Annotated in this window: 1 protein-coding gene; it reads left to right on the top strand. The window is 49.9% G+C overall.

The genetic code is table 11. The annotated features are described in order from the left end of the window. Positions 1-447, top strand: a 447-nt coding sequence (tnpA, locus tag SCM96_16140) for an IS200/IS605 family transposase (GenBank protein MDW7762118.1), incomplete at its 5' end; no start/stop codon positions are given. Positions 448-501: the final 54 nt, after the last annotated feature.

Genomic DNA, 501 nt, shown 5'->3' with positions numbered 1-501 from the left:
GCGAAGCTGGCGAAGTGGAGGCAAATCCGGCATAATCTGGCTATGGTCAGATACGCCACGGGAGCTCATACCAAGCATCGACTGCAATACCATTTGGTATGGATCCCGAAGTATCGGAAGCGTGTGTTGCAAGGCAAAATCGCCATCCGCCTGAAAAAACTTTTGTATGAAGCCTGTCGGATGAACAATTGGTGGATCAGCGAGATCGCGATTCAAGATGATCACCTCCATATCGTTGTGCAGGTTCCTCCTAAGAACAGTGTGGCCGAAGTTGTGCAAATCTTCAAAGGGGGAACGAGTCGGGTGTTGAGAAAAGAATATCCGGAATTGGAGGAATTCTTGTGGGGAGAGAGCTTCTGGGCGGATGGGTATTTTGCCGAAACGGTCGGCCAAGTCAATGAAGCTATCGTTAAGAAGTACATCCGTGATCAGCGAAAAAACCCATAGTCAGATTATGCCACAGGGCCGAAACCCCGGGCTTCAGCCCGGGGAGTTTTCATT

This window comes from Acidobacteriota bacterium, assembly GCA_033549365.1.
In the GTDB taxonomy this organism is placed as follows: Bacteria; Acidobacteriota; Aminicenantia; order Aminicenantales; family Saccharicenantaceae; genus JAWSUF01.
This window is presented reverse-complemented; position numbering and strand designations above follow the sequence as displayed.